General features: G+C 35.5%; 21 protein-coding genes. 7 read left to right on the top strand and 14 right to left on the bottom strand.

The window, feature by feature from the left end:
* Window positions 1–68 precede the first annotated feature (68 nt).
* Window positions 69–1,034: a competence protein CoiA gene (locus HMPREF1208_RS01895; RefSeq protein WP_016424653.1), complete on the bottom strand. Its 966-nt coding sequence runs from the start codon at window positions 1,032–1,034 to the stop codon at window positions 69–71.
* Window positions 1,035–1,285: 251 nt separating this feature from the next.
* Between HMPREF1208_RS01895 and arsB the strand changes: the two genes are divergently transcribed.
* Together arsB and HMPREF1208_RS01885 are read left to right on the top strand one after the other, a co-directional pair.
* The gene (gene arsB, locus HMPREF1208_RS01890; protein WP_016424652.1) at window positions 1,286–2,578 is read left to right on the top strand and encodes an arsenite efflux transporter membrane subunit ArsB; all 1,293 of its coding nucleotides are present in this window, start codon (window positions 1,286–1,288) and stop codon (window positions 2,576–2,578) included.
* 71 nt (window positions 2,579–2,649) lie between these two features.
* A complete protein-coding gene (locus HMPREF1208_RS01885) occupies window positions 2,650–2,991 on the top strand; it encodes an arsenate reductase/protein-tyrosine-phosphatase family protein (protein ID WP_016424651.1) in 342 nt (113 codons plus the stop codon).
* 205 nt (window positions 2,992–3,196) lie between these two features.
* Here the strand turns inward: HMPREF1208_RS01885 and mecA are convergent, their stop codons facing one another.
* On the bottom strand, window positions 3,197–3,886 hold the full coding sequence (gene mecA / locus HMPREF1208_RS01880; RefSeq protein WP_016424650.1) for an adaptor protein MecA: 690 nt from the start codon (window positions 3,884–3,886) through the stop codon (window positions 3,197–3,199).
* A 302-nt stretch (window positions 3,887–4,188) separates the two neighbouring features.
* Window positions 4,189–4,584, bottom strand: a complete 396-nt coding sequence (gene spxA, locus HMPREF1208_RS01875; protein ID WP_016424649.1) for a transcriptional regulator SpxA — start codon at window positions 4,582–4,584, stop codon at window positions 4,189–4,191.
* A 309-nt stretch (window positions 4,585–4,893) separates the two neighbouring features.
* Here spxA and trpS point away from each other — a divergent pair, with 309 nt between their 5' ends.
* Window positions 4,894–5,886 carry a tryptophan--tRNA ligase gene (trpS, locus tag HMPREF1208_RS01870; protein ID WP_016424648.1) on the top strand — a complete coding sequence of 331 codons (993 nt, stop codon included), beginning with the start codon at window positions 4,894–4,896 and terminating at the stop codon, window positions 5,884–5,886.
* An 85-nt stretch (window positions 5,887–5,971) separates the two neighbouring features.
* On the opposite strand, the gene HMPREF1208_RS01865 is transcribed toward trpS, so the two are convergent.
* The 5 genes from HMPREF1208_RS01865 to opp3b are packed head-to-tail and all read right to left on the bottom strand — an operon-like array spanning window position 5,972 to window position 11,666.
* Window positions 5,972–7,606: a peptide ABC transporter substrate-binding protein gene (locus HMPREF1208_RS01865; RefSeq protein WP_037559208.1), complete on the bottom strand. Its 1,635-nt coding sequence runs from the start codon at window positions 7,604–7,606 to the stop codon at window positions 5,972–5,974.
* Window positions 7,607–7,658: 52 nt separating this feature from the next.
* Entirely contained in the window at window positions 7,659–8,591 is a 933-nt protein-coding gene (locus HMPREF1208_RS01860) for an ABC transporter ATP-binding protein (RefSeq protein ID WP_016424646.1), read from the bottom strand.
* Window positions 8,591–9,664: an ABC transporter ATP-binding protein gene (locus tag HMPREF1208_RS01855; RefSeq protein ID WP_016424645.1), complete on the bottom strand. Its 1,074-nt coding sequence runs from the start codon at window positions 9,662–9,664 to the stop codon at window positions 8,591–8,593. Before HMPREF1208_RS01855 ends, HMPREF1208_RS01860 begins: the two co-directional genes overlap by 1 nt.
* Before the next feature lie 14 nt (window positions 9,665–9,678).
* A complete protein-coding gene (gene opp3C, locus HMPREF1208_RS01850) occupies window positions 9,679–10,740 on the bottom strand; it encodes an oligopeptide ABC transporter permease (protein WP_037559206.1) in 1,062 nt (353 codons plus the stop codon).
* Window positions 10,740–11,666 (bottom strand): oligopeptide ABC transporter permease, encoded by a 927-nt coding sequence (gene opp3b, locus HMPREF1208_RS01845; RefSeq protein WP_016424643.1) that lies wholly within the window; start codon window positions 11,664–11,666, stop codon window positions 10,740–10,742. The genes opp3C and opp3b overlap by 1 nt, the downstream gene beginning before the upstream one ends.
* Window positions 11,667–11,915: 249 nt before the next feature.
* Here opp3b and HMPREF1208_RS01840 point away from each other — a divergent pair, with 249 nt between their 5' ends.
* Entirely contained in the window at window positions 11,916–12,293 is a 378-nt protein-coding gene (locus HMPREF1208_RS01840) for a DUF3899 domain-containing protein (protein WP_016424642.1), read from the top strand.
* Window positions 12,294–12,848: 555 nt separating this feature from the next.
* Here HMPREF1208_RS01840 and fabF read toward each other — a convergent pair.
* Entirely contained in the window at window positions 12,849–14,093 is a 1,245-nt protein-coding gene (fabF, locus tag HMPREF1208_RS01835; protein ID WP_016424641.1) for a beta-ketoacyl-ACP synthase II, read from the bottom strand.
* Window positions 14,094–14,110: 17 nt separating this feature from the next.
* A complete protein-coding gene (locus HMPREF1208_RS01830) occupies window positions 14,111–15,052 on the bottom strand; it encodes a beta-ketoacyl-ACP synthase III (protein ID WP_016424640.1) in 942 nt (313 codons plus the stop codon).
* A 149-nt stretch (window positions 15,053–15,201) separates the two neighbouring features.
* On the opposite strand from HMPREF1208_RS01830, the gene HMPREF1208_RS01825 reads away from it, so the two are divergent.
* Window positions 15,202–15,384 (top strand): DUF2929 family protein, encoded by a 183-nt coding sequence (locus tag HMPREF1208_RS01825; protein WP_016424639.1) that lies wholly within the window; start codon window positions 15,202–15,204, stop codon window positions 15,382–15,384.
* Window positions 15,385–15,659: 275 nt separating this feature from the next.
* Here HMPREF1208_RS01825 and HMPREF1208_RS01820 read toward each other — a convergent pair whose 3' ends face one another.
* The 4 genes from HMPREF1208_RS01820 to HMPREF1208_RS01805 form a co-directional block, all read right to left on the bottom strand.
* Complete coding sequence (locus HMPREF1208_RS01820) at window positions 15,660–16,556, bottom strand: 5'-nucleotidase, lipoprotein e(P4) family (RefSeq protein WP_016424638.1); 897 nt, start codon at window positions 16,554–16,556, stop codon at window positions 15,660–15,662.
* A gap of 238 nt (window positions 16,557–16,794) precedes the next feature.
* The gene (gene clpB / locus HMPREF1208_RS01815) at window positions 16,795–19,413 is read right to left on the bottom strand and encodes an ATP-dependent chaperone ClpB (RefSeq protein WP_037559075.1); all 2,619 of its coding nucleotides are present in this window, start codon (window positions 19,411–19,413) and stop codon (window positions 16,795–16,797) included.
* A 300-nt stretch (window positions 19,414–19,713) separates the two neighbouring features.
* Window positions 19,714–21,552, bottom strand: coding sequence for an acyltransferase family protein (locus tag HMPREF1208_RS01810; RefSeq protein ID WP_016424636.1), 1,839 nt, complete (start codon window positions 21,550–21,552; stop codon window positions 19,714–19,716).
* 682 nt (window positions 21,553–22,234) lie between these two features.
* The gene (locus HMPREF1208_RS01805; RefSeq protein ID WP_016424635.1) at window positions 22,235–22,543 is read right to left on the bottom strand and encodes a metal-sulfur cluster assembly factor; all 309 of its coding nucleotides are present in this window, start codon (window positions 22,541–22,543) and stop codon (window positions 22,235–22,237) included.
* 114 nt (window positions 22,544–22,657) lie between these two features.
* Between HMPREF1208_RS01805 and HMPREF1208_RS01800 the strand changes: the two genes are divergently transcribed.
* Together HMPREF1208_RS01800 and HMPREF1208_RS01795 are read left to right on the top strand one after the other, a co-directional pair.
* Entirely contained in the window at window positions 22,658–23,479 is an 822-nt protein-coding gene (locus tag HMPREF1208_RS01800; protein ID WP_016424634.1) for a Cof-type HAD-IIB family hydrolase, read from the top strand.
* A gap of 42 nt (window positions 23,480–23,521) precedes the next feature.
* Window positions 23,522–24,847 (top strand): CoA-disulfide reductase, encoded by a 1,326-nt coding sequence (locus HMPREF1208_RS01795; RefSeq protein WP_016424633.1) that lies wholly within the window; start codon window positions 23,522–23,524, stop codon window positions 24,845–24,847.
* Window positions 24,848–24,921 lie beyond the last annotated feature (74 nt).

Below are 24,921 nucleotides of genomic sequence, written 5' to 3'. Positions count from 1 at the left end.
TTTCCTCCTCTTGGTGTTGATAATAATTCTATTTTCTCATTTTTCTCACAATAATGCACACTATTCACTTATAAATTTAAAAATTTAATATATCGCGCTACTATGGTGTTAATTAATTTTGATGCATTCACTTCTTTCACAGCAAACTGACGCAATTTTATATTTTTAGCTAGAAGTGCGTGGCTTGGTACCTGACTTTGTATGCTCTTCAATATCCATAACTGCCATAAAACAGGGTGGGTACGAATATAAATTTGTTCTGGAAATAAAAATCCCGTTAATTTAATAACTTGTTCATCTGTTAATTGTAATTGGTACAATAGCGATATTGTAGGTTCTCGCACATTGTTTTTTTGACGACATTGTCTTATATAACTTAAGATTGTCGCAGTCGATAATTTACGAACAATCATTTCTTCAGGCGTTTGATGACTTAAATAATGGCAAAGCTGTGCGACAGGAATCGCGGTCATTTCACCATAAAACTGTGTTGCTGTAAGCGGAACAAGTTGTGAAATTCGGTAAATACTATCTGTCTCCGTATTGATACAAAAAAGAGAATAAGACTCTGGTAAAATTGCTTGTTGATGAAGTTGTGTCAGAATGAAGCGGCCTTGTTTAATTTTAGGTAATGCTGTAAGCCATAAGACATAATAGCCTAGTTGCGTTAATCCCACCGTCCGTTGTCGCATTCGTTTACAAGAAATCATACTTAACTGAATTTCTAATGCCCAACGTCCTACAATCAGGTCTGGAATTTGATTAATTGCTTTCAAATAGGGTTCTAATTTTACATCAGCGTGGCTCTCTTTTAATTGAAGATATAAATGAGATTTGCAACGATGATGCTGTTCAGATTCACCTTTCATCTGACGTGCCGAATGGAGATTGGATTGATGGGCAAAATGGGCATTTTTAGTAGTCCCTTGTTTTAAAATGACAGCTGCTTTACAAATTGGACAAAAGTACTGCTCTTGTTTGGACGCATGTTGTGCGAAAACTTGCTCTAATTGCTCATTGTATGCTGTTAACATCTCGTCACCTCAATTACATACACGTACAAACGTAAAAGATTACTTCAAATTTTTTTCAGTGCCCCTTTTTAAACACAACTCGTTAAAAACAATTGTGTTATCTTAGCTAGCTGATCATTACAAGTCATACAAGTTTGACTTAATATATTAAGCTTATCTTATAAACAAGTATACGACCTAAGTTTTAAATACGTTCAAAAAGGTAATTGAATTCATACTGTGGTTTAAAATTTTAAGTCAGGTGGATAAACATGCTTACATTTTTAGCAATTGCGATTTTCATTTTAACTTTAGTTTTTGTCATATGGCAGCCTAAAGGGTTAGACATTGGTATAACTGCTTTAATAGGTGCGGGTATTGCGCTACTTACAGGCGTTGTTCAATGGGCAGATGTAGGAGAAGTGACGCATATCGTTTGGAATGCGACTTTAGCTTTTATCGCGATTATGATCATTTCACTCATTTTAGATGAGATTGGCTTTTTCGAATGGGCAGCCATTCATATGGTAAAGGCTTCAAACGGCAATGGTTTAAAAATGTTTGTGTTCATCATGTTATTAGGTGCTGTTGTCGCTGCTTTCTTTGCAAATGATGGTGCAGCCTTAAATTTGACCCCCATTGTATTAGCGATGGTTAAACATTTAGGTTTTAAACCCAACACGATCTTTCCATTTATTATCGCCTGTGGCTTTGTCGCAGATACGACATCTTTGCCTTTAATTGTCAGCAATTTAGTGAATATTATTTCTGCTGATTACTTTGGCATAGATTTCTTACAATATTTAGGTCGAATGTTCATCCCTAATCTTTTCGCATTAATTGCAAGCATTTCTGTCCTATGGCTTTATTTTAGAAAGTCTATACCTCAAACTTTTAATATCTCTCATTTAAAAGCGCCCAAAGATGCCGTTAAAGATCCAAAATTGTTCATACTGTCATGGTTCATCTTAGTCGCATTGTTAGCTGGCTATCTCTTAGGTGGCCTTATCCATATTCCAGTATCCATCATCATCGGGATTATCGCACTCATATTTCTGGGTTGCGCACATCAATCTGAAGCTGTTCATACTAAGCAAATCGTTCTAGGCGCGCCTTGGAATATTGTACTGTTCTCAATAGGGATGTACCTGGTCGTATTCGGTTTAAAAAATGCCGGGATTACAGCCCTCTTAGCTCACGCGTTATCTTATATTTCAAATTATGGCTTATTCAGTAGTGTCATAGGTATGGGCTTTATAGCTGCATTTTTATCCTCAATCATGAACAATTTGCCGACGGTTTTAATAGATGCAATTGCTATAGGACAATCTGAAGTAACGGGTCTTATAAAGGAAGGCATGATTTATGCGAATGTTATCGGCTCAGATTTAGGGCCTAAAATTACGCCAATTGGTTCATTAGCGACTTTATTATGGTTGCATGTCCTCACTCAAAAAGGGATTAAAATTTCTTGGGGCACTTATTTTAAAATTGGCGTTGTCATTACGGTTCCTGTATTGTTTGTTACATTGCTTGGTTTATACTTCACACTCGTATTTTTTTAAGAAAAGAGGTTTTAAATATGAATAAAGAAACCATTTATTTTTTATGTACTGGTAACTCATGCCGTAGTTAAATGGCTGAGGGATGGGCGAAGAAAATATTAGGAGAAAAATGGAATGTTTTTTCTGCTGTTATTGAGAGTCATGGACTCAACCCTAAAGCGATAGAAGCCATGAAAGAAGTAAATATCGATTTATCAAACCATACATCAGATTTAATTGATAAAGATATCATAATTCAAGCTGATTTAGTCGTAACGCTGTGCAGTCATGCAGATGATAACTGCCCTACCTTACCACCAAATGTCAAAAAAGAGCATTGGTATTTTGATGATCCTGCAGGTAAAGAGTGGTCAGTTTTTCAACGAGTCAGAGATGAAATAGGTAAAAAAAATAAAGAATTCTACCAAATTTAAACAAAGAATAACTTAAAAAAAACAACGAGAGAGTCTGTTAAAATTTCACATCGGACTTCTCTATAAAGGATGAGTTTAACGGATGAAGTTTGACACAATCATTGCTCACTCTTAATATCTACTATCTTTTTAGTATTTAAAAACGAGTTCTCGAAAAAATCCGCGAGAACTCGTTTTATAGGCATAATTATTTTTTTGTCATTAATTAATCACTTAAAGGAAAATAACGTTTCACTTGTTCTGTTACATTATGACTCATTATAATTTTGCCATAATCATTTAGATAGTACGCTGTTCGATCACTTGGCATTGCAAATTCTAATATTTGACCATAGAAATCATGAATGTCTTCTTCTTGAACAGATTCATCAAAATGAACTGCATAATAATACGTTTGATCTATCATATAAAGTAAATCTTCAAAATCAGTCAATTGTTGATCGTTACGATGTGCATATTCAATGACATTCTCTAAATTTTCAAATTTAAAAATCGCAGTACGTGGTGTCGGTGCTTTAGTCTTATGCGTACGTTCTCTTTCATTTTGACTATCTGATGTTTGTTCATCTTTCAACGACTGTGATAATAATTCATTCAATTGGCTATCGAATTCATCAAAGGTACTATCTTCTTCAGACATTTGCATCAAATCATCATTTTTAGATTTTGAAATCGTTACTTCGACACCTTTTTCAAAGGCATGTACTTGTATCCATAACGGTCCTTCAACGACAAAATCTTCTTCTTCATTGATTTCTTCCATAACGGACCAGAAAAATTCTTCGCCTCGTTTACGGTTAGTCCAAAGATCTTCACGCTTAAATCCACGCGCCTCAATATCTGTATATGTGATAAAAAGTTTTACAGTCATATCGTCTATACGTTCTATTCTCATATCATCTCACTCCTTACAGTCGATGAATAGTAACCCTATTGTATTAGACAACCAATAAAAACACAATCTATTTGACTGTATCAAATAAAATTGTGTACCTTAACACTTTCAGTATAACATATCTCCCTTACATGACACCCGTTAGGCACACACATTGAAAATGGAGAAATGTATGATGGTTTATGATTAGCTCTATCATTTGGCACTTCTCTGTCATCATAATTAAAAGGACTGGAAGTGATTTTCCAGTCCTTTTAATATGCTAACGCTCGTCTCACAATAGTGATTCAAAACGCTTATATTTAATCAACCATACGTTGTGCTTCTTGCAATTGGAACGTACGTACTTTACGTGGTAAGAAACGACGAATTTCGTCTTCGTTATAACCTACTTGTAATCGTTTATCGTCTAAAATAATTGGACGACGTAAAATACCAGGGTTGTCTTGAATAATTGTGTATAAATCTTGAAGTGGCAATGCATCAATGTCCACATTTAATTTTTGGTAAGTTTTAGAACGTGTAGAAATAATTTCGTCCGTTCCATCTTCAGTCATTTTCAAGATTTGTTTAATTTCATCTAAAGTTAAATGTTCAGAAAAAATATTACGCTCCGTATACGGAATGTCATGTTCTTGTAACCATGCTTTCGCTTTACGGCAAGATGTGCAACTTGGTGAAGTAAATAATGTTACCATACATCTCACTCTCCTAATTTAATGAATGTCATTCATTGTAATTTAACGCTTCAAGATCAACTGCTTAATCATATATAAACAATTCTAATCTTAATTTATCTTTGCTTCTAACGCTTATGTTTATATTATACACCTGAAACATTAAAATTAAATGAGAAATCTGTAAAATAATCAAATGATTGCAATAATCAGACTTTAGTATGATTTTTTTCAATTTGGTTACTTCCTTAATATTAACATAACTTACAAACAAAGAAAATACTGTTACAATAGTATTGAATAACCAAGAAAGAAAGTAGGCTAGTCATTATGAAAACATTATTTTCGGGAATTCAACCGAGTGGTATTCCGACAATCGGTAATTACATCGGGGCGCTTAAACAATTTGTCGATATACAAGACGATTATGAATGTTACTTTTGTATTGTCGATCAACACGCGATTACAGTTCCTCAAGATCGGTTGAAATTAAGAAAGCAAACACGTCAACTTGCTGCCATTTATCTTGCTTCCGGTCTCAATCCAGATAAAATCACTTTATTTATCCAATCAGAAGTGCCTGCACATGTACAAGCTGGCTGGATGTTAACAACCATTTCTTCAATTGGTGAATTGGAGCGTATGACTCAATTTAAAGACAAATCACAAAAACAAACGGAAGGTATTCCTGCAGGACTCTTAACTTATCCACCTCTTATGGCTGCAGATATTGTGCTATACAACACTGATATCGTTCCCGTGGGTGATGATCAAAAACAACATATGGAGTTAACACGTAATCTTGTCGATCGTTTTAACTATCGTTACAACGATATTTTAACTAAACCAGAAGTCCAAATGCCAAAAATAGGTGGACGTGTTATGAGTCTTCAAGATCCAACGAAAAAAATGAGTAAAAGTGATGACAATCAGAAAAACTTTATTTCGTTACTCGATGAACCTAAAGTCGCAGCTAAAAAAATCAAAAGTGCCGTTACAGATTCTGATGGTATTATTCAGTTTGATCCAGAACAAAAGCCAGGTATTTCTAATTTATTAACCATCTATTCTAGTTTGACTGGAGAATCTATTTCTAACCTAGAAAAACGCTATGCCAATGAAGGCTATGGGACATTTAAAGGCGATTTGGCAGAAGTGGTCGAAAACTTTTTAATCGACTTCCAAGAAAAATATCACCATTTCTTAGAATCAGACCGCTTAGATCAAATATTAGACGAAGGACGCGACAAAGCGCATCGTGTTTCTTCTAAAACATTGAAAAAAATGGAAAAAGCAATGGGACTAGGACGTAAACGCAAATAAGAAGTGAAACAATTAGCATTATTCTTAACGCAAAAGACGCCTGACAAACACTGAATTCACAGTCTGTCAGACGTCTTTTTCTATGCTATTTCTCTTTTTTCTTACCTGTTTTTCTATCAATATCTTTGTCGATGTATACATATTTCAATGTAGTATCTCCACCGATATTATGATATTCAAGGTTTTTAACTTGAGGGTTTGTTAAGTGTGCTTCCCCTTTTTGATATATTGGTGCGATTGGCGCATCGTTTAATAATAATTCTTCAGCTTTCACTAACGATTCATTACGTTTTTCTTCATCTTTCAATAATACGCCGTTTGCATCTTTCACCAATTTATCATACGTTTTGTTGCTCCATCCTGTTTTGTTCGATGCATTACCCGTTGTCATAATATTTAAGAATGTGAGTGCATCCGGATAATCAGGTCCCCAACCAGATAATGAAATCTCATAGTTCTGACTTTGTTCGCGAGCAACACGTTGTTTAAACGGTAACTGTTGAATTTTTATAGTCACACCTGGCAAGTTCTTTTCAATTTGTGCTTTAATAAATTCAGCTGATATTTTAGATGCAGGTGTGTCTTCTGTATTTAATTTAAATGTAAATTCACTTTGACCTAATGCTTTTTTCGCTTTGTCATAATGCTCTCGTGCTTTTTTAGGATTGTAACTTAATGGTGACTTAATTTGATCAGCAAAATCTTTGCCATCCGGTGTTTTAGCAGTTGCTTTAGCTGTAAACGCATCACTTGGTGCAGAACCGTTGTTTAAAACTGAATCTACGTAAGCCTTTTTATCAATGGCTTGTGAAAATGCAATCCGCATATCTTTATTTTTAAAAGCAGGTACTTTATCTTGATTCAACTTCAAGTAGAACGTTGAAGCGAGTAAACGTTTTTTCAATGCAGGAGAATCTTTATATTTATCTACTTGTTCAGATGAGATGCCTGTATCATCTACCGAACCTGTATCGTATAAAGATGCACCGGCTTGTCCATCTTTCAAAATTTTATAATTCACCTTATCAAGTTTAACAGCATCTTTATCCCAATAGTCGTTATTTTTAACTAATAAGATTTTATCTTCAACTGCCCATTCTTTTACTTTAAATGGACCGTTGTAGACTGCCTTATCTGCTTTCGTACCGTATCGATCACCATACTTTTTAACGATTTTTTCGTTTTGTGGCATAAATGTACCAAAAGCTAACATTTCCTTGTAATAAGGAATTGGTTTAGTTAATTCAAATTGTAATGTATGATCGTCTAAAGCTTTCACACCTAATTCTTTCGGTTTCTTTTTGCTCATGTTAATTTCTTCAGCATTTTTCAAATCATACATAATATAAGCATATTCAGAAGCTGTATTTGGATCTAGAACACGACGCCATGCAAAGACGAAATCATGTGCCGTTACCGGATCACCATTGGACCATTTCGCATTTTCTCTTAACTTAATTGTCCAAGTCTTACCACCATTTGTAATTTTAGGTTCTCCTTTTGCAACACCAGGTACCGCTTCATCTTTACCATTTAAAGTGTAAAGCCCTTCATAAACTTGATTGAATTTATCAAAACTCACACTATCTGTAACTTTAGCGGTATCCAATGATGTCATATCCTGTGGTATGACTTTTCGAAATACTTGCCCTTCATCATCATAGACACTTCCAGCATTGCCACAGGCAGACAAAACAAGTACTGCTACAATAGCAGTCATTATTATTTTTAATGTGCTTTTAATATTCAATTGTCATTCCACCTTCCCACATTTATAAGCCGTGCGCTTCACGGTATTTTTCAAATTCTTCGTCTGTCGCAAAAACAAAATGACCTTCTGTGAATTCTTTTAACGTACGTTGATCATTTTTAGAAGCATCTTCTTTATACTCAACACGTTTTCTTGTACGTTCACTATCTGGGTCAGGTTGTGGAACAGCCGATAGTAGTGATTTTGTATATGGATGGATAGGGTGACTATAAATCTCGTCTGCAGTCCCCAACTCAACAATGCGCCCTAAGTGCATTACAGCAATACGATCTGAAATATATTTTACCATCGACAAATCATGGGCAATGAAGAGAAATGTGATGTTACGTTCACGTTGTAATTTTTGCATTAAGTTAACAACTTGTGCTTGAATCGATACGTCTAATGCTGAAATCGGTTCATCCGCAATGATAAATTCTGGTTCCACTGCAAGCGCACGCGCAATCCCAATACGTTGTCGTTGACCACCTGAAAACTCATGTGGATAACGATTCGCATGGCTTTTTCGCAGGCCTACTGTTTCTAACAAATCATAAACACGCTTTTTGCGATCTTTCCGATCTGATGCTAAACCATGAATATCTATCCCTTCAGCGACGATATCCATAACTTTAAGTCTTGGATTGAGTGAAGCATAAGGGTCTTGGAAAATCATCTGTATTTTCTTATTAAATTTAAGTAAGTCTTTATGCTTTTTAATATCTTGAATATTGATTCCTTCGTATAGCACCTGGCCATCAGTTACATCATTTAATTTAATTATTGCTTTACCTGTCGTTGACTTACCAGAGCCTGACTCTCCCACAAGGCCAAATGTTTCACCTTTAAATACTTTGAAAGAAATATCTTCAACAGCACGTACTTCATTACGCTTGCCATGGTTGAAATACTGTTTTAAGTTTTTAACTTCTAATAATACCTCTTTTTCAGCCATTAAAACGACACCCTTTCTACACGTTCTGGTTTATCAAAATTGTTCGGCATTGGACGTTGCTTACGTTTTACCATTTCTGGCGGGTCAACGTGAGGTGCACGTTCATCTAACAACCAAGAACGAACATAATGCGTCGGCGAAACTCTAAACCATGGAGGCGCTTCTTTAAAGTCAATCGCTAAAGCATATTCACTTCGTGGTGCAAATGCATCGCCTTTTGGTGGGTGAATTAGATCCGGTGGTGAACCAGGAATTGCTAATAATTCTGTGTCGTTCCCTGTTTCTAAATCTGGCATTGATGAAAGTAATCCCCATGTATAAGGGTGCTTAGGGTCATAGAATATTTCATCCACATTCCCTGTTTCAATCATTTGACCGCCATACATCACAGCCACACGATCTGCAACATTAGCAACAACCCCTAAATCATGTGTAATGAAAATGATAGACGTATCAATTTTTTGTTGTAATTCTTTCATCAAATCTAAAATTTGAGCCTGCATCGTCACATCTAATGCGGTAGTAGGTTCATCCGCGATTAACACTTTAGGTTCACAAGCAAGCGCCAATGCAATAACGATACGTTGTCGTTGACCACCTGAAAATTGATGTGGATATGCATTGAAGCGTTCTTCCACACGCTTTAAACCCACTAACTTTAATAATTCGATGGCACGTTTTTTCGCTTCTGATTTACTTAAACCAATATGTTTAATAATAGGCTCCATGACTTGCTTACCAATTTTCATAGTTGGATTAAGAGATGTCATAGGATCTTGGAAAATCATTGAAATCTCTTTACCGCGTAATTTCATTAACTCTTTTTCTGATTTTTGTGTGAGGTCTTCACCATTAAAAATAATACTTCCATTTTTAATTCTTCCAGATTTCCCTTGGAACAATTTTGTAATAGCTTTAGTAGAAACAGATTTCCCTGAACCTGATTTACCTACAATAGCAAGCGTTTCTCCTTTATTTAAATAAAAGTCAACGCCTCTTACCGCTTGCACTTCCCCTGCTTCAATATCGAAGGAAACATGCAAGTCATTAATTTCTAATACACGTTCAGACATTGTAAATTCCTCCTTTATTTACGCATTTTAGGGTCAAATGCATCACGTAATCCATCACTAAAGAGATAGAAGAATAAGATTAATAAACTTAAAATGATTGCCGGAATAAATAATTCATGCGGGTGAATAAGTAACATTGCACGCCCCTCATTTACAAGTGAACCGAGTGAAGTTCTAGGTGCAGGGACCCCGATACCGATAAAGCTTAAAAACGCTTCGAAGAATATCGCATTAGGCACTGTAAACATTGATGTTACAATGATCGCACCTAACGTGTTAGGCAAAATATGTTTAAAAATTAATCTGAAATCGGATGTTCCAAGTGTACGAGAAGCCAATACAAACTCTTGATTTTTCAATTTTAAGAATTCGCCACGTACAACACGGCTCATGCCTATCCATCCGGTAATGGTCATCGCTAAAATAATCGTCCAAATAGATGGTTCAAAGATTAATACGAATAAAATAACAACGATTAATGTTGGAATAGATGAAATAATTTCAATAAACCGTTGCATAATATCATCGACGCGGCCTCCAAAATAACCAGAAATCGCCCCGTATATGACACCAATAAAAATATCTAAAAAGGCAGCTACAAAACCAATAAATAATGAAACTTGAGCCCCTTGCCAAGTACGAGACCATAAGTCACGTCCTAATTGATCTGTACCGAACCAAAAATTTTCTTTAACATGTGCTTTATCATATGCGTTACCATCGACACCTTCACCAGTGAATGGTAAAAACGGCACTTTATCTAATACAGCAATTTTAGGTGGTAAGTTACGTCGTTGAACATCTTGTTCAGCAAAATCGTGGCTATTCAATAATGGACCTATTAATGCAAATAAAATAATAATGACTAGCCCAATCATACCGACTACAGCCAATTTATTTCGAGTCAGTTGCGACCAAGCGTCTTGCCAAAATGTGCGACCTTCTCTTTGAAACTCTTGCTCACTTCCGTCTGGCGCGCCAGTGCGAACGAAATCTTCATTCATAATCCCTGAAGTTTGAGCAACCGTTGCACCTGAATAATCGTCTTTTGGTAAATTGCGTTCTTCATTTGACATCATTTCTTACCTCCTTGCAAACGAATTCGTGGATCAATTAAGCCATATAAAACATCGACAATGAAAATAGAGACGATGAATAATGTACTAAATAATAATGTAATCGCCATAATGACAGAAAAGTCATTTGTCGTAATTGATCGAACGAATTGGTCCCCTAATCCAGGTACACCAAAAATATTTTCAATTGTTAATGTTCCTGTGAGAATACCCGCTAGCATCGGTACAAGAATAGTAATAACTGGAATCAATGCATTTCTTAATGCATGACCAAATAATACTCTTGAAGTTGAGTTCCCTTTTGCTCGGGCAAGTAATATGTAGTCTGAACTCAACACTTCTATCATTTCTGCTCGAATATAACGTGCGACTGTTGCTAAAACAACAGCTGATAAAGCCAACGACGGTAATATAGCTGTGGAAATACCTTCCCACCCCGCAACAGGAAACCATTGTAAACGTACGGCAAAGATATATTGTAGTAAGACTGCCAATACGAAAGATGGCACAGATATCGCAATAACCGAAATAAAGGTTGCTAAATAGTCAACCCACGTATTTTGCCGGGTGGCCGCTACAACCCCTAGGATGACACCTGCGATGACACCTATTACCATTGCAAAAAGCCCCATTTGCAATGAGGGCACTAATCTTGGTTTGATTAAATCCCAAACAGGCTGATTATCGTATTGGAAAGAGTTACCAAAATCTCCTTTGACAACATTTTTCATATAGTTCGCATATTGAACTGGTAATGGCTCATTAAGTCCATATTTTTCGTTCAATATTGTTTTTTGCTCGTCACTTAATTTTTCATCATTAAATGGAGAACCAGGCATTAATTTCATTAAGAAAAATGTAATGGTAATAATGATAAACAATGAAATGACCATATACAATAAACGTTTTAATGTATATCTAAGCATAAGCGTAATACCCCCTAATCTAAATTAACATTCCCTTCTAAATTTTCAGAAATATTAATGTCATTATAGACTTTTCGCAAAATTTAATCAATAACATTTTGATTTAACGCAATAAAAATTTATAGGCTATGCTCGATATTTCACTGTTTTATTTAAAGAAATTCACACTTTTAAAATAGATATATAGGTGTATATTGAGAGGATATAAGTTACAATAATTTGAGTAAATACTAAATGAGGAATGAAACTATGAGACGTATAAACAAAAATGCTTTAATTTATATCTTATTTACACCAATCGCAAGTTTGGTCATATGGCTTTTATCCACCCATACATGGACACACTTCATCAATATCTTCTTCACCATAACAATCATGGTCGCGATATTACTATTCACTTTTTTAATTATTCAAGAAGGCATACTCGATGTCACAAGTTATGGATTTAGAAAGTTCCGTTATCAAATGATGCGTAAAAAGAATCGCTCACGCTTTGAAGATGATGCTTTTTTTAATCCAAAGCATGCTAAAAAGTCGGAATACTTTGTATCACCTTGGATTATGCCTGCGCTTCTTATTCATGTCGTTTACTTTGTCATCGCTATTATACTCGCATATCTCGCATAATAAAAAATGAATAAATTTAAGGCGAGTGTTTTCCTAGGAAATACGATAATTTCAGATAATTCAATTATTTTACAATGGAAATTTCAGTTCAAATTGATCATTTATTCTGCAGTCAGTTTTATCTCCCGGAACAACTTTATGCTTTTACTTTAAAACGGTTTACTTTTGATTAATGATTAAAATTTTAAAAATACGTTTATTTGAAACGTTTTCAACCTTTTAAATAAACGTATCCAATCATTTTAAAAATATCTATAACTTGTTCAACTCTTATATATAGTCGTATAAAGATGTTATTTTTCTTAATTCTTATATTTTATTATTGTTAACAATATACCATATGTAAGTATATCTCTTTGACGTGTTTCTTCTATTATATATGAACACTGTATTTGTAGAAAAAACATCTTTGAATAACTATTCGCTATCATTTTACGTTGCTTATTGCTTATTATATTCATAAATTGGACGGCACCAATAAGAGAGAAATCAAAAAATGCGTTCACCCATCAATGATTTTGAGAGTGAACGCATTTTTAATTTAAATTCGCTATTTTATTCGCTATATTTTTTGAAAATGAGTACTGCGTTATGACCGCCAAAGCCAAGGCTATTACTCATCGCGTATTCAATTTCATGATCTACAGCTTCATTTGGCGTAATATCTAAATCAATTTCAGCATCCGGTGATACAGCGTGAATTGTCGGCGCAATTTTACCATCACGAATTGATAAAATTGAGAAAATCGCTTCAATACCGCCTGTTGCACCTAAAAGATGACCTGTCATTGATTTCGTCGAACTGATTTTCAGTGATTTTGCAGCGTCACCAAATGTGTTTTTAACAGCTTGGATTTCAGATAAGTCACCAACAGGGGTACTTGTCCCGTGTGCATTCAAGTATTGAATATCTTGAGGTTGAATGCCTGCATCTTGAATCGCTGCTTCCATTGCACGAGAACCGCCTTCACCTTCTGGCCCCGGTGCAGTAATATGATATGCATCTCCAGTAGCACCGTAACCAACAAGCTCAGCATAGATTCGAGCACCACGCGCTTGTGCTGACTCAAGTGATTCAAGTATTAAAATCCCTGCACCTTCACCCATTACAAAGCCATCGCGGCCTTCTTGGAAAGGTCGACAAGCTGTTTCAATATCATCATTCGTTGTTAACGCTCGACTCGCACTAAATCCAGCAATAGCCATATGTGTGATTGGTGCTTCTGTTCCACCAGCAATCATTGCATCAGCGTCACCGCGCTCGATAAATTTAAAAGCTTCACCGATAGAGTTTGTTGCTGTCGCACAGGCTGTAACAGTGGCACCATTTGGTCCTTTTGCGCCTGTATCTATTGAAACTTGACCAGAAGCCATATCCGGAATTAACATCGGTACAAAAAATGGACTCACACGACGTGGACCACGTGCTTTTAATTGATCGTAGGCTTGTTCAAAAGTTTCCATACCACCAATACCAGAACCAATCCATACACCTACACGATCTGCATTCTTTTCATCAATTGTTAAACCAGAATCTTGTAATGCTTCACGCGCCGCTACAATTGCATATTGTGTAAAACGTGCCATTTTACGTGCTTCTTTTTTAGGAATAAAATCTTCTACGTTAAAATCTTTTAATTCTCCACCAATATGCACTTGATAAGGTTCTGTATCAATTCTAGTGATTTTATCGATACCATTTACGCCTTTCAGGGCGCTGTCCCACATTGATGGGACATCATTTCCAATAGGTGACAAGGCACCAAGGCCTGTAACTACAACACGATGTTTTTTTGTCATGTTCATTTCCTCCTCTGTTATTTACCCCATCTGAGTACAATCGAACCCCAAGTGAGTCCGCCACCAAATCCAACAAATACAACAATATCATCATCTTTAATACGTCCATTTTCTAATTCCTGCTTCACACTGAGCGGAATAGACGCTGCAGAAGTATTCCCGTATTTATCAACTGAGACACTCATTTTTTCTTTTGGCAAATCCAAACGCTGACGCGCTGATTCCATAATGCGAATGTTTGCTTGATGTGGTATAAACATATTGATATCTTCCGCATTCAAATGTGCTTTTTCAACTGCGCGTTGTGAGGATTCTCCCATTACGCGTACAGCAAATTTAAAAACTTCACGCCCATTCATACGGATAAAATTCGTCTCTTGGTCTTGATAGAGGTATTTTCCTCCAATGCCATCAGAGCCTAATTCATAGCTCAGAATACCACGATTTCCGGATACTTCGCCAATAATAACTGCTCCAGCACCGTCACCAAATAAAATAGCTGTCGAACGGTCGTTTAAATCAGTAATTTTAGAGAGTTTGTCTGCACCCACAACAAGTACATTTTGATATTCTCCAGAAAGTACGAACGAACGTGCCGTCACAATACCGTACATGAATCCAGAACATGCTGCTAATTGATCCATAGAAGCCACTTTATTTAATCCTAAACGTTGTTGTAACATATTTGCTACTGTTGGGAATCGGTGATCGCCTGTAGATGTTGCAACAATAACCATGTCTATATCTTGCGCATTGATACCTGCATCTTTAATCGCCCTCACACTTGCCTCGTAAGCTAAATCAGAAGTATCTTGATCTTCATTAGCCCATCTACGTTCTTTAATCCCAGTCATTTGAGAAATCCATTCATCAGATGTATCTAGGTACGATTCAAAATATGCATTATCAACTACTCGATCAGGTGCATAAGCGCCAAATCCTTTAATACCTACATTCATGGTTTGAACACCTTCTTTTAATTTTTTTAATACCAGGTATTAATTTACCACAATATGATAAAAAAAGACAAGCGAGATGCTAGGATAGCTATACAAATCACTACAAGAATATTATAATGAAAATATCAATCATATGGAGGCAATATAAAATGAAATACTTCATCACATTGATTTGGGCTATTTTACTTTTAGAAATGGTCAATTTTGTTTTAAATAGTCTTAATGGTGGAGGGCCAATTAACCTTATCACACCAATTTTTCTTGCTGTAGTTATGGTTATTGTGATTGCACTCTTGGATGTCGCTGGTAGACCGAACCACGATTCGCATTAGCGATAGCCTTATTGAGTAGGGCATTGAAATTGCCTTTACTATGCAAGAGACCCACGTTCTCAATCATCGATAAAGCCCGAGATTTTCGTATTCTATACGAATTCATCTCGGGCTTCGTTTTTATCTCTTTAATATTATGAAGTATGTTGAATTACTCAGTCTCCATCGCTTAACGGCTGGATCTTACAATCGTAATTTGTTTAAATATAAACCGAATAAAAATAGCCATGAAATCATTTATTCAAGATTTCTAATGGCTATTTCTTTTACTATACTTATTTCATATCAATTGTTTTAACTTTGTTTGTTTTTTGATCGAAATATTTAAGTGATTGTTTACGTTTTTCTAATTTTTGTTTCGCGCTGATACTGTAGTCATTGTTGTACAATGTCGCTTCCCAGCTACCATACATTGGGTTAGGGAAAATAATGTATTTGCTTCCAAAATCGTCTTCGTGTTGTCTTACAAGTTCTTCACGTGATTTTGCTGTCGGTTGTTTTGGCTCATCAAAATCAAGCAAGTTATCACCAAACAGCATCACTAAGTTGTAATCAGTGCGTACTTTATCACGGCGCTCTGTTTTACCCTTTTCGCCTTCTTTTTTCAACAATACGTGTTTTTTGTCAGCTTGTGGTAATTTTTCTTTTTTCAAGTTTTTAATCGTAGCGTCAAGATCTTTTTCATGTGAACGGTCAGAGACATAGAATATTTCTACATCATGCTTGTCCGCATATTTCAAGAAGTCTTTAGCACCATATACTGGTTTTGCTTGTGCGCTTTTTACCCACTCATGCCAACCTTCTGGGAATGTTTTACCATTTAAAACACTCGCAGCTTGGTAAGGTGAATTATCAAGTACTGTTTCATCAATATCAAGAACGATGGCTAATTTTTTACCACCTTTATGATTTTTAATTTTTTTGCTCAATGTTTCTTTAGCTGTATTATAACCTTGCGCATATAACGCTTTAGCTTCAGCAGAATTTTGATACCAAGAAACACTCATCATGTTTTGTTGTGCTAGTTCTTTTGTCGCTTGAGTTTCTGCTTGTGCTGTCGTTTGTTGTGCTTGAGTCGCTTGGCCACCTCCTGCATATGCTTGATAAGGTACGCTTGAAGAAGCAATACCTAAAGCTAAAAGTGCTGCAGTCGTCTTTGTCCATTTATTCATGTATTTTGTCACCTTTTTCCTATGTATTATGTGCGAAACAGAAATAAAAAGTCATTATCTTATCCACACATATATATTATATGCTTTTATAGTAAATCTCAATATTTCTATAAAATTTTTAACATTTTTTACAATACATCTGTGCACAATTGAAATAATAAGAGTAGGACACGAAAATACAATTGCTTTCAGTCCTACTCTTACGTTTCAGTTAATTTCAGTTATATTAGATGAAGCTTTAAACTTCTACTTCAGTCGTCGGTTTTTCGACTTTAAAGTGTATTTCATTGTCTTCTAAATAACCATACACTTTTGTACCTTCTGGAAGATGATCTTTAATCATCATTCTTGCTAAAGGTGTTTCGACATGTCTTTGAACAAAACGTTTTAATGGACGTGCACCAAACTGTGGTTCGTATGCTTCTTCACCCATCCATTTTTCAGCTTCATCACTCATTTCGAGTTGGATGCGTTGATCCATTAAGCGCATGTTTAAATTGTTGAGGATTTTATCAACAATCATTTTCATATCATCAATAGAAAGCGGTTTGAATAACACAATATCGTCCATTCTGTTTAAAATTTCTGGTTTAAAATATGCATTCAAACTGCTAGTGACTGCTTTTTCTGTTTCTTCAGTAATAACACCTGTATCTTTTACGTTTTCTAATAAAATTTGTGAACCAATGTTACTTGTCATAATGATGATTGCATTTTTGAAATCTACACTACGACCTTTAGAATCAGTAAGTCGACCTTCATCTAAAATTTGAAGCAACACATTAAATACATCCGTATGTGCTTTTTCTATCTCATCTAACAAAATAACAGAATAAGGGTTCCGTCTCACTGCTTCAGTTAATTGACCACCTTCATCGTGTCCAACGTATCCCGGAGGTGCACCAATTAATCTTGAGACAGAATGTTTTTCCATATATTCACTCATATCGATACGAATCATATGTTTTTCTGAATCAAACAATGATGAAGCCAATGCTTTAGCAAGCTCTGTTTTACCAACACCCGTAGGTCCTAAGAACAAGAATGAACCAATTGGACGGTTAGGATCTTTAATCCCCGCTCTTGCACGTACAACAGCGTCTGATACAAGGTCAACGGCTTGATCTTGTCCTACCACACGACGATGAAGGATATCAGATAAGTGCAACAATTTTTCGCGTTCTGTTTCAACAAGTTTTGAAACTGGAATACCTGTCCATTGACTTACAATTTCTCCAATTTCTTCATCAGTTACAACTTCACGTATAATGCGATCAGAATCTTCGCCTTGTTCTTCTTGGAATGAAGCTTCGAGTGCTTTCAATTCTTTTTCAAGCTCTGGTATTTTACCGTGTTGTAATACCGCTGCTTTTTCCAAGTCATAATTATTTTCTGCATCTTCTAAAGCTTTACGACTTTCATCAAGTTCTGCCCGTTTTTCTTGTACTTTAGCAATTTTTTCTTTTTCATTTTCAACACGCGCTTGTAAAGCCGCTTGTTTTTCTTTTTCTTCAGCGAGTTCTTCTTGTAACTCTTTCAAACGAATACGACTTGCTTCATCTGATTCTTTTTTCAATGCGTTTTCTTCAATTTCTAATTGCATCACACGACGGTTCGCTTGGTCTAATTCAGTAGGGTTAGAACCCATTTCAGTTCTGATTGTTGCTGAAGCTTGGTCGACAAGGTCAATGGCTTTGTCTGGCAAGAATCGATCCGTAATATAACGATCAGATAGCTCTGCAGCAGCAACGAGCGCACGGTCTTGAATGCGTACACCATGATGCACTTCATAACGTTCTTTTAAACCACGTAAAATAGAAATCGTATCTTCAATATTAGGTTCAGCAACATTCACTTTTTGAAAACGTCGTTCTAAAGCTGAATCTTTCTCAATATATTCTCGATATTCATTCAAAGTTGTGGCACCGATACAGTGCAACTCTCCTCGTGCCAACATCGGTTTAAGCATATTACCTGCATCCATAGCACCGTCAGTTTTACCTGCACCTACTAGCATATGAATTTCATCTATAAATAACAAAATACGTCCGTCTGATTCTTTGACTTCTTTTAATACTGCTTTTAATCTTTCTTCAAATTCACCACGGTATTTTGCGCCAGCCACAAGTGCACTTAAATCGAGCTCGAATACCGTTTTATCAAGCAATGAATCAGGAACATCTTTTTTTACAATTCGTTGTGCTAAGCCTTCAACGATTGCTGTTTTACCTACACCAGGTTCTCCGATTAATACTGGATTATTTTTTGTTTTACGACTCAAAATACGGATTGTGTTACGAATTTCTTCATCTCGTCCAATAACAGGATCCATGTTGCCTTTACGTACCTCTTCCACTAAGTCACGTCCATATTTTGATAATGCTTCATAGTTGACTTCAGGGTTTTGTGTAGTCACATGATTCCCTCCTCTTATCTTTTTAATGATTTCGACAATCACTTCTTTTTTATGTTCAACAAAACGTTTCATCGTTTCATCAATATCTATCGCTGCTAGCAAAATGTGCTCCATTGATATAAATTGATCATCATACGTTTTCATATAGTTTTCTGCAGTTGTAAAAAGTTGATTCGTTTGTGGCGAAATATACTGACCATATTGTACTTGATCGCCTTTCATTGTTGGGTAACTTTTCAATTTATTATCTAAAGCGCGTTCTAACTCTTCTATATTAATATTTGCACGCTCTAATACACTTTTAAATAAACTATCTGGTTCTTCGAGAACTGCTTTAAGTACAGCTTCTACTTCTATATTGGTTAATTGATAGGTTTTTGCATAATCAATTGCTTTCTGAAGTGCATTTTGAATTGCATGTGTCATTTGATTAATATCCAAAATGGCTCACCCCTCTATTAAAATAGGTCAATGTTGACTTTGACTTTCTTTGACCTTAGTTATATTATACCCCTTGCTATCAGAAAAATCAATGCTTAGTTTGACTTTTTTTGACCTTTTTAAAAAATTAAATTTCTAGCGCTTTGAAAGGTACATCTATGCATTTGCCTGGTATTTTGAATTTAAAACATTGCGATTTATTACTTATAAAATAAGTCGCGACAAAACCCACCTGATAACTGGTCGTTTTCATCGCGACTGTAATACATCATTCTTTTTTTCATCCTTTTACTACTGGTACTATTTTTTATCTGTAGGATGATTTTTTTCTATTTCATGAATGATACTATGCGTTAATGCTCTTACACCCGGTGGCTCTAAATGAATGCCATCTGGCGCAAAATATTCTGTATGATTTGCAGATTTTTGATACCAATCGACTAATGTCACATTTCCACGTTTTTTAGCTGCCTTTTTCAATACATCATTGACATGCCCTTCATAAGAACGCGGGACTCTTGTATTGACAACATAAATATCTGCTTTATCAAATAAGTCTAACAACGTATCAAGCTGGTCCTCTGTAAAGTCTCCGTTTGTTCCTAACTCTAAAACGACAATATCATCTTTGTTTTTATATTGCTTGTAGTTCTCTTTGACTAACGGAATCGCTTGAATGAGATTTCGTCCAACCTTACCATTAATATCCGCATTGGATACATAAGATTTAAAGTAATCTCCAATATCCACCATAACTGAATCACCAATAAGTAGTGGTTTCCATGAAGCATACTGACTATGATCTCCTTTAACAGTGAAACCATTGATTTCAAGTTGTGGCAGAGGTAATGGTCTGACAATAAGTTTGTCTAATTCTTCAGTATTGACCTCAGTGACATGCTGTGCCTTATGGTTTGATAGTGAATTGAATGCACCAGCAAAAACGAGCACAGTAGGTAATAGTAAAATAAGTACAAGCCAAGTCCGTAAAACTTTTTGCGATCGCCAGTTTCTAAGTTGTTTGAAAGTAAAAGCATGGAACCCCATTTTTCTGAAAGGTTGTTCAATGAAGCGATATGAAAATTCTGCCATACCAAACATTAGCAGAAGCTCAATTAAATAGACAAACGTCGGTATTTGTCCTTGTACAAATTGGTGATGAATAAATACAATGATTGGATAGTGCCAAAGATATAAACTATATGAGCGACTTCCAATATATGTAAAAACCCGATTACCTAATAATTTAGCAAAATAGCCTGAAGGATGTACACTACTTGCAATGATGAATAAAGTGACACCTGAGATAAGAAAAAAGCCACCATAATATAACCAATTGCTTGCTTCTTCAACATTTTTAAAACATAAGATTAGAATCACTAAGCCGATTAATCCAACAGCATCGATTATACTTTTTAAAGTTTGATTGATTTTAGCACTCAACTTAAAAGGCGGCCATATCCATGCAAGAATAACCCCCATTAATAAAGTTTGTAGACGTGTATCCGTACCAAAATAGACACGTGCGACATTTTCTTGTGGCACATATAATACCGCCATTGTCACAAGTGATATAAAGAGTAATGTATAAAAAGTGATTCGAATCCATTTTGTTCGTCGTACGAAAGTCAATAAGCCTAAAAGGACAACTGGAAAAACAAGATAAAATTGTTCCTCAATTGCGAGTGACCATAAATGTTTAAAAGGTGCAACCGCAAATTGTTCAAAATAATCTACGTTTTGAATGATATACCACCAATTTGAAACATAAAAAACCGCAGCAACCGCATCTGCACGAATCGGTTTGATTTCTGAAGGCTCAAAAATGAGCGTCAACAGTAAGACACTCATAATCAGAAAAAATACCGCTGGAATGAGTCGCTTAAACCGTCTCAACCAAAATGATTTTAAATCAATTTTGCCCGTATTGTAATATTCTGTTAGCAATAAACTCGTAATCAAATAACCTGAGATAACAAAAAATGTATCTACCCCTAAAAAACCACCTGGTAACCATTGTGGATTGAGATGGTAAATGATAATAGCGATGACCGCCACAGCTCTTAATCCGTCTAACCCTGGCATATATCGTGATTTTAAATGACTTTTCCCTCTATGTTCAAAATCCCACACACGCATCATTCTTTCCAAATTAATGTAATATTGTACAAACTATGTATTGATTATTTATTGTATACTCTTATTTCAAATCGCGCAATTCTAATTTAGCCTTCAAAACTAAAAAGAATTTATATGATAAAAAAGGTTTGCACATCAATCCCAAAATAAATAGCGCTCAGATGATTTTTAATAGAAAATCGTCTGAACGCTTCCTTTTTATGATAAAACTTCGTTTATGCGTGTCATAACTCACTAATATAGTTAAAAATAATCACTTTGGCATCATTTAATGAATAGCGACAAGAACTAAATTAACGATGAATTGATTTATCCACATCATAAACGTTTAGGATTTAAAATATATGCATATCGAAATAAACGATATTTAATTGAAAATACATTCACTTCGATGCGTCTCTATCATTTTTGCGGTTTTGATTTTCTAAAAAGCTTTCATCGTCTCATAAAATTGCCCTCTTTATCTTCATGTTTACAACATGATTGTCATAATTAACAAGAAGATTATATGAGATTTCTGTATTGCATCCAAAATTCAATTTGGCTTCATCGTAGTTTGTACTTCAATTAAACCAAATTGAGTTGAGACTTTAGCACCTATACAAGAAAGTCCAAGAAGGCATAGTTACCTATGCCTTTATATCCCGAACTCTTTATAATGATGGCTCACCTTACAACGCATTTAACTTACGCCTAGTGCGATTTTTGCGTAACGTGACATCATGTCTTTACTCCATGGTGGATTCCAAACAATATTCACTTCTGTATCTTGAATTTCTGGAAGTTCTGCTAATACTGTTTTCACTTGATCTACAATTTGCGGTCCAAGCGGACAACCAATTGAAGTTAATGTCATCTCAACAGTACACAATCCATCATCATCTAAATCTACTTTATAAACAAGTCCTAAGTTAACGACATCTATACCTAATTCAGGATCTATTACATTTTCTAATGCACCAAGTATGCTATCTTTAAGTGCCTCTTCCATCCGTATCACCTCTTTAATCTTATTACTAGTAACAATATATCAAAATCCCCACTTTTCGACAATAAAATGCTATGATATTGATACATTGAAACTTGGTATTAAGGAGAATTATGAATGAAGCAATTTTTAATTTGTTTAGATTTAGATGGGACATTATTAAATGACCAAAAAGAAATATCACCCTACACTTTCCGTGTTCTAAAAACGCTTCAACAACAGGGACATGCAATTATGATCGCTACAGGTAGACCGTACAGAGCCAGTCGCTTATATTATGAACAACTTGGCCTCAATACACCTGTAGTGAATTTTAATGGTGCCTTTGTACATCATCCGCATGATCCCCAATTCCAAACGCAACATCATCGTTTAGATGAAGGAATTGCCACAAGTATCATCGAATCACTTAAAAAAATGGAAATTCAAAATTTAATTGCTGAAGTTAAAGACTGTGTCTTTATAGATCAACCTGATCATCGCCTTTTTGAGGGCTTTAGTATGGGAAACCCTGTCACAAAAGTTGGAGATTTAAGAGAAAACTTAAATGAAGATCCAACGAGCTTACTCATTGAAGCAGATGAAATGATGATTCCACGTATTAAACAAATGCTCACACGCTTTTACGCTGAAAATATCGAACATCGTCGTTGGGGCGCCCCTTTCCCAGTGATTGAAATTGTTAAAAAAGGGATTAGTAAAGCTGTCGGTATTGATTACGTTAAAGATTATCTTCAAATTGATCACGACCAGATTATCGCATTTGGTGACGAGGACAATGATATCGAAATGATAAAGTATGCTGAACACGGTGTGGCTATGGGAAATGCAATAGATGAATTAAAACATGTTGCAAAAGAGACAACTCTGTCTAATAATGAAGATGGTATAGGTTTATATTTAAATGAATTTTTTAATTTGAATATTTCGAAAGAATAAAAATTGAATTCAATAGAAAAGACACAAAGGAGAAAAAAAAAGATGTCCAAAAAAATCATTGTTGTCGGAGCTGTCGCTGGTGGCGCCACATGTGCGAGCCAAATACGACGTTTAGACAGAGAAAGTAGCATCACAGTATATGAAAAAGACCGCGATATGAGCTTCGCGAATTGTGGTTTACCTTATTACCTCGGAAATGTTGTTGAGTCCCGTTCTAAATTGTTAGCAACAAATCCAGAGCAATTTAAAGAAAGCAAAGATATAACGGTAAAAGTGCACCATGAAGTTATTCAAATTAATAGTGCATCTAATAAAATTCAAGTTAAAAATCATTTAACGGGTGAAGTTTTTGAAGATGACTACGATATTCTCGTTTTAAGTCCAGGTGCACGCGCGTGTCATCTTAACTTCGAAGCGCCTCACCTCTTTACATTACGTAATATGGAAGATACAGATAAAATTGATACTTTCATTGAACAAAATAACGTTCAGCGTGTCCTTATTGTAGGTGCGGGTTATGTGAGTCTAGAAGTGCTTGAAAACTTGTATGAGCGTGGCTTACAACCTACACTCATCCACCGTTCCGAAGGTGTTAATAAATTAATGGATCAAGATATGAATCAAGTTCTATTTGATGCGTTAGAAGCACGAAACATTCCTTACCGTTTGAATGAAGAAATTAAAGACATTTCAGGAAAAACAGTCACATTTACTTCTGGTGCAGTAGAAGATTATGATTTAATCATTACAGGTGTAGGCGTGACACCGAACTCTGAATTTATTCAAGATTCAGGTGTTCAACTTGATGCGAGAGGTTATATTCCAGTTAATGAACGTTTCCAAACAAATATTCCAAACATTTACGCGCTTGGGGATATTATTACAAGTTTCTACCGTCATGTTGATCAACCTGCACATGTACCATTAGCTTGGGGTGCACATAGAGGCGCTAGTATTATAGCTGAACAAGTTGCGGGTAATGATGCGATTACTTTTAAAGGGTATCTCGGTGCAAGTATCGTTAAATTTTTCGATTATACTTTAGCAAGTACAGGTCTTTCACCAAGAGAACTTAAAAATTATGATTATGAAATGGTCGAAGTGAATAGTCCTGCATGCGCAAATTATTACCCTCGTAATGCACGCATTCATCTTCGCGTTTATTTCGATAAAAAGACACGTCAACTTTTGAGAGCAGCAGCTGTCGGAGAAATGGGTGTCGATAAGCGTATCGATGTGCTCACGATGGCCATGATGCATCGTATGACTGTCGATGAATTGACAGAATTTGAAGTTGCGTATGCCCCACCTTTCAGTCATCCTAAAGATTTAATCAATATGATTGGCTATAAAGCAAGAAACCTTTAATGCGTTAATAAAAGAGCGAAATAGATTCACAATTTGTCGTTTGAAGCACAGAGTAGGACAATGCAATCAATTTA

The sequence above is a fragment of the Staphylococcus sp. HGB0015 genome (assembly GCF_000411275.1).
In the GTDB taxonomy this organism is placed as follows: domain Bacteria; phylum Bacillota; class Bacilli; order Staphylococcales; family Staphylococcaceae; genus Staphylococcus; species Staphylococcus schleiferi.
This window is presented reverse-complemented; position numbering and strand designations above follow the sequence as displayed.

Bases quoted from the DNA above. Each gene is read 5' to 3' on its own strand.
- HMPREF1208_RS01895 (WP_016424653.1), bottom strand. From the start codon at position 1,034: ATGTTAACAGCATACAATGAGCAATTAGAGCAAGTTTTCGCACAACAT.
- arsB (WP_016424652.1), top strand. From the start codon at position 1,286: ATGCTTACATTTTTAGCAATTGCGATTTTCATTTTAACTTTAGTTTTT.
- HMPREF1208_RS01885 (WP_016424651.1), top strand. From the start codon at position 2,650: ATGGCTGAGGGATGGGCGAAGAAAATATTAGGAGAAAAATGGAATGTT.
- mecA (WP_016424650.1), bottom strand. From the start codon at position 3,886: ATGAGAATAGAACGTATAGACGATATGACTGTAAAACTTTTTATCACA.
- spxA (WP_016424649.1), bottom strand. From the start codon at position 4,584: ATGGTAACATTATTTACTTCACCAAGTTGCACATCTTGCCGTAAAGCG.
- trpS (WP_016424648.1), top strand. From the start codon at position 4,894: ATGAAAACATTATTTTCGGGAATTCAACCGAGTGGTATTCCGACAATC.
- HMPREF1208_RS01865 (WP_037559208.1), bottom strand. From the start codon at position 7,606: ATGACTGCTATTGTAGCAGTACTTGTTTTGTCTGCCTGTGGCAATGCT.
- HMPREF1208_RS01860 (WP_016424646.1), bottom strand. From the start codon at position 8,591: ATGGCTGAAAAAGAGGTATTATTAGAAGTTAAAAACTTAAAACAGTAT.
- HMPREF1208_RS01855 (WP_016424645.1), bottom strand. From the start codon at position 9,664: ATGTCTGAACGTGTATTAGAAATTAATGACTTGCATGTTTCCTTCGAT.
- opp3C (WP_037559206.1), bottom strand. From the start codon at position 10,740: ATGTCAAATGAAGAACGCAATTTACCAAAAGACGATTATTCAGGTGCA.
- opp3b (WP_016424643.1), bottom strand. From the start codon at position 11,666: ATGCTTAGATATACATTAAAACGTTTATTGTATATGGTCATTTCATTG.
- HMPREF1208_RS01840 (WP_016424642.1), top strand. From the start codon at position 11,916: ATGAGACGTATAAACAAAAATGCTTTAATTTATATCTTATTTACACCA.
- fabF (WP_016424641.1), bottom strand. From the start codon at position 14,093: ATGACAAAAAAACATCGTGTTGTAGTTACAGGCCTTGGTGCCTTGTCA.
- HMPREF1208_RS01830 (WP_016424640.1), bottom strand. From the start codon at position 15,052: ATGAATGTAGGTATTAAAGGATTTGGCGCTTATGCACCTGATCGAGTA.
- HMPREF1208_RS01825 (WP_016424639.1), top strand. From the start codon at position 15,202: ATGAAATACTTCATCACATTGATTTGGGCTATTTTACTTTTAGAAATG.
- HMPREF1208_RS01820 (WP_016424638.1), bottom strand. From the start codon at position 16,556: ATGAATAAATGGACAAAGACGACTGCAGCACTTTTAGCTTTAGGTATT.
- HMPREF1208_RS01810 (WP_016424636.1), bottom strand. From the start codon at position 21,552: ATGCGTGTGTGGGATTTTGAACATAGAGGGAAAAGTCATTTAAAATCA.
- HMPREF1208_RS01805 (WP_016424635.1), bottom strand. From the start codon at position 22,543: ATGGAAGAGGCACTTAAAGATAGCATACTTGGTGCATTAGAAAATGTA.
- HMPREF1208_RS01800 (WP_016424634.1), top strand. From the start codon at position 22,658: ATGAAGCAATTTTTAATTTGTTTAGATTTAGATGGGACATTATTAAAT.
- HMPREF1208_RS01795 (WP_016424633.1), top strand. From the start codon at position 23,522: ATGTCCAAAAAAATCATTGTTGTCGGAGCTGTCGCTGGTGGCGCCACA.